Source organism: Nitrosomonas communis (assembly GCF_900114745.1).
Lineage (GTDB): Bacteria > Pseudomonadota > Gammaproteobacteria > Burkholderiales > Nitrosomonadaceae > Nitrosomonas > Nitrosomonas communis_A.
Genome location: NZ_FOUB01000146.1, coordinates 1 through 3,337, shown reverse-complemented (window position 1 = coordinate 3,337; position 3,337 = coordinate 1). Strand labels below are relative to the sequence as shown.

5 protein-coding genes are annotated in these 3,337 nt (G+C 43.3%); all 5 read left to right on the top strand.

The genetic code is table 11. The features are described 5' to 3' along the window. A partial coding sequence (locus BM122_RS20785) for a GGDEF domain-containing protein (protein WP_143083585.1) occupies positions 1–624 on the top strand: 624 nt, incomplete at its 5' end. 213 nt (positions 625–837) lie between these two features. Next, positions 838–1,209, top strand: coding sequence for a hypothetical protein (locus BM122_RS24645; protein ID WP_218152209.1), 372 nt, complete (start codon positions 838–840; stop codon positions 1,207–1,209). After that, positions 1,199–1,567, top strand: a complete 369-nt coding sequence (locus BM122_RS24640) for a transposase (protein ID WP_218152208.1) — start codon at positions 1,199–1,201, stop codon at positions 1,565–1,567. The genes BM122_RS24645 and BM122_RS24640 overlap by 11 nt, the downstream gene beginning before the upstream one ends. A 49-nt stretch (positions 1,568–1,616) precedes the next feature. After that, positions 1,617–2,369: a transposase gene (locus BM122_RS24635; protein WP_218152207.1), complete on the top strand. Its 753-nt coding sequence runs from the start codon at positions 1,617–1,619 to the stop codon at positions 2,367–2,369. 215 nt (positions 2,370–2,584) lie between these two features. After that, positions 2,585–3,049: a PA2169 family four-helix-bundle protein gene (locus tag BM122_RS20775; RefSeq protein ID WP_074907523.1), complete on the top strand. Its 465-nt coding sequence runs from the start codon at positions 2,585–2,587 to the stop codon at positions 3,047–3,049. The last annotated feature ends 288 nt before the right edge of the window (positions 3,050–3,337 follow it).

Here is a 3,337-nt window from a genome sequence, read left to right as displayed (position 1 = left end):
AAAAAGGCGGAGGATGAGTTGCATCGGGCCAACTTGACCATTGAGGTGGCGAATCGAGAGCTGCAGCAGGCATTTGGGCGCGAACAACTTAAGGCACGTACGGATGAGCTTACCAGACTGAACAATCGACGGCATTTTTATGAACTGAGTCGAAAACTGTTCAGCTTGGCGCGAAGGTACCAAACCCGACTTTCTGTTTTCATTTTTGATATTGATCATTTCAAGCAGATTAACGACAAATACGGACATCAATTTGGCGATACTGTCCTTAGGCACGTTGCTCAAGTCATCAGTGAACACGTGCGAGAAACAGATGTTCCCGCTCGTTATGGTGGCGAAGAGTTTATTGTGACGCTTCCGAACACCACCGTTCATGAAGCGCTTGCCGCTGCCGAACATTTGCGTGAAGAAATAAGTGCTCCTCGCGAAATCGCCGATGGTAAAAAAATGACGGTGACGGTCAGTGTGGGCGTCGCCGAAATGATGACTAACGAAGATAACCTTGATCGCCTCATTCAGCGTGCAGATCAAGCCCTGTACTCTGCTAAAAATGCAGGGCGAAACTGCAGTAGATTGTTTTCCTCGGAGTGTGCATATTTGCCGACAGCTTTAGAGAGTCAGTAAGAGCACATGTCCCAGATGTTAATAACTGATGTTACGCAGCCCCACGCTGATAGCGTATCATTCCTGGAATGAAAACAAAGTATTTACTCAAGTTTCGGGATTCATTTCTGATAAAGAAGCCATAGTAACCAATTGAATAATATGCAATAAAATCCTCCTAAGTGGTAAAACTTAGTTTGCTTGACGAACTTAACCAACCACAAGGAGGCTTTGATGAATCGTGACACAAAACCATTAAGCTTGCCAAGTTTGATTGGCGATTTATTTACCCACTCGGAACTGCAGATTGATAATGTTTTCGCATCATTGTGGAATAAATTACATATGGCCACTTTGCTGCACCGCGCCGGCTTGCATAAGCGCTCGGGGGTGGCGGTTACGCAAGTTGTTTATTTGCTGTTAGTGTGGGTGTGGTTAAAGGTTGATTCGGTTGGCATGTTTTCGCGCAAATCCATGCAAAGTTTTACCGATGCACGAAAAGATGTTATGTATGATTATCTTAAGCTGGAGGATGTCAATTGGCGACGCCTACACTACCAGATTGCACGACAAGTTGTGATGAAGCATAAGTTGGATGGGCCATGAGATCAGAGCTTTTGTGCTGGATGATTCCGTCAAAGCAAGGCGCGGTAAAAAGATGGCTGGGATTTCCAGTCATTTTGATCATTTGACGGGGCGTGTGGTCAAGGGTCAACAGGTTCTGACGCTAGGCTATGCCACTGAGGAAGTATTTCTCCCGCTGGATAATGAACTTTATATCAGTCAGAAGAATATTGCTGAGCTTAAGCAACCCTTTCGTGATGGTCGCAGCCATGTGGCCAAACGCTACCGGGAGTCGGTGTTGCTGAGCAAGCCGGAAATGGCCGCCAGGATGGTAGCACGTGCGGGGCCAGAAGGGTTTTACCGCAGAGTATCTACTGGCGGATGCCTGGTTTGGCAATAAAACGACTTTACGGTTAACATAGGCAACCGATTTAACGGCCATCTTGCGCATGAAGAAGGATAAAACCCAGTATCGCTATAGCTATTACCGTGATGGAGCGCGATGCACCACCATGGCAGATGCCAAGACACTATATAATCATCATGTTCGCAAGCAGTGGCAAAGCATTCCGGGAACACGTTATCGCTACAAATTGCTGGATGTTGAGCTTAATCTCGCCTCGTCGTCCTATGAAATGCCCCAGTGGATTCCTTACCGGCTGCTGTTTGTTAAAGGAGCCACGGCAGATCATGCAAAAACACCTGGTAAACATGATTGGGCATTGTTTATCACTACGGATACCGCAATGCAAGCAAGCCGTATACTGGAAATCTATGCGCTGCGTTGGGGTATTGAGGTTTACTTCAAGGAAAGCAAACGTCACCTTGGTCTGTTAAAGGAGCAAACCAGTAGTTTTGCCTCTCATATTGCGTCAACTCATCTGGCTGCCATACGATTTTGCATGCTGGTCTTCGCTAAGCAAGCAGGGATCGGATTACGGGTAAGCGAGGTGAGAGATAAATTAGTCGAAGGACTCGTGAATTTGAGTTTCGCAAAACAACTATGGTTGCTGTTTCGGGCACTGATCCATCATGGCTTGTCGGGCATCAAGCACCAGCTTGGTTGTTCCGTTGAACAGATCATGGAAGCAATTGAGGTGCACATAAATCAATTCTTTGTGCAAGCTCTGCAATTAGATCATCTTACCTTGCAGCAAGAAGCCTTGGATAGGAGTGATCAGTGGAATTTTATTCGATTTTGAACTCCGAAACTTGAGCTATATATTCTGAATAATAAATTTTAAGCGAAATTACAAGAAATACTTTTTGATTAGACTCTATAAAGTATAGTGGTTCTTTAACACAGAAGAGTTTTCCATTTAAATATTCAAAGTTAGCAGCGTATGAATAAACAGTCTTGGGCCGTAAACCAACTCTAGGCCTCATTTTATGTAAGCCTTTATTTTTGGAGGATGAGATGAATAATAAAGAAATTGCAAATTTATTAAATGGACTTACCGAGATTTCGCGCGATAGCGCAGACAGTTTTAAAACATGTGCAAACAATGTGAGTGACCCTGCCTTGAAATCATTTTTCGTGGATCGCGCACAAAGTTGTGAAGAAGCCGTTAACACTTTAAGTGTCGAGGTACTGCATTATGGCGGTAATCCAGATACAAGCACATCTGCTGAAGAGGGCTTGCTCCATATTTTGACTAACCTTAAGACGGCGTTTACCAAAAAAAATAATCTCGCGGTACTGGAAGAATGTGAAATGGGTGAAGCTGCAGCAGTTATGGCCTATGAAAATGCGCTGAGACAAGAAATGCCTGACAGTCTTCGTGCTCTTCTAGAGCGGCTATATGAAGGAGTTAAAAAAAATCACGAACATATTGTGCGCCAACTGAGAGACCAAGCAAGAAATAATTCTAATCTTGCTTAAGTCTTATTTTCAATTATCTACTTAATCATTTTTGTTGAGATAACCTTTATAAGTAAATCGAAATTCTTGAGGAGAAATCATCACTTAATATTAGATAAATCTCTGCATAATTAGCTTTTGGGTAATTTAGTATTTTTAACTAATTGATTTTATGAGTTACACATACAGAAAAAATTCTAAAAATACAGCTATACAGATATTTCATCAGCGTGTGCCACTGCAGCCGCACTTGATCGCGAGCGGCTCGAGGCAACTCAAAAAAGAGAGGATAAAATGAACGAAACTGTT

Excerpts from the sequence above, each read along its gene's own strand:
- BM122_RS24640 (WP_218152208.1), top strand. The coding sequence starts at position 1,199 with ATGGGCCATGAGATCAGAGCTTTTGTGCTGGATGATTCCGTCAAAGCA.
- BM122_RS20775 (WP_074907523.1), top strand. The coding sequence starts at position 2,585 with ATGAATAATAAAGAAATTGCAAATTTATTAAATGGACTTACCGAGATT.
- BM122_RS24635 (WP_218152207.1), top strand. The coding sequence starts at position 1,617 with ATGAAGAAGGATAAAACCCAGTATCGCTATAGCTATTACCGTGATGGA.
- BM122_RS24645 (WP_218152209.1), top strand. The coding sequence starts at position 838 with ATGAATCGTGACACAAAACCATTAAGCTTGCCAAGTTTGATTGGCGAT.